This is a genomic window from Neisseria sp. P0019.S002, assembly GCF_051957155.1.
GTDB lineage: Bacteria > Pseudomonadota > Gammaproteobacteria > Burkholderiales > Neisseriaceae > Neisseria > Neisseria perflava.
Genome location: NZ_JBQCWS010000148.1, coordinates 1 through 443, shown reverse-complemented (window position 1 = coordinate 443; position 443 = coordinate 1). Strand labels below are relative to the sequence as shown.

The 443-nt window shown below is 42.0% G+C and carries 1 protein-coding gene; it reads right to left on the bottom strand.

What is annotated here, in order from left to right; genetic code table 11:
• On the bottom strand, positions 1 to 281 hold a 281-nt coding region (locus ACTHTY_RS12025), incomplete at its 3' end, for an AI-2E family transporter (RefSeq protein WP_440367862.1).
• Positions 282 to 443: the final 162 nt, after the last annotated feature.

Here is a 443-nt window from a genome sequence, read left to right as displayed (position 1 = left end):
GCCAGATTGTTAAACTGGTTCAACAACATAGGCACGATAATCAGCACCAACGACAGCAATGTCAGCAAAGCCAGTGCCATAATAATTATAGAGGCCGGTGCGCGACGGATACGCTTCAATTGAAGCCACTCGACCAAGGGATTCAAAACATAGGCCAAAACGGCGGCCACAATAAACGGCGTCAAAACATCGACCAAGGCATATAAAAGCCAAATAAAGGCTGCGATGACGCAAGCCATAATAATCCACGGTTTTGCGCCGCGCGCTTTCTTTTGATCCATAAAAAGGTATTTCCCAATTGATGTTTAAGGTTTTCGAAATCAATAAGCAGTATAACAGATCCACAAAGGCCGTCTTAAAGCGCGAAGACTATTAAGATAAAATAAAAATTGTTGACAATAATGCCACACAATTCAGCATAAACCCCCCAACTTAAGATAAAA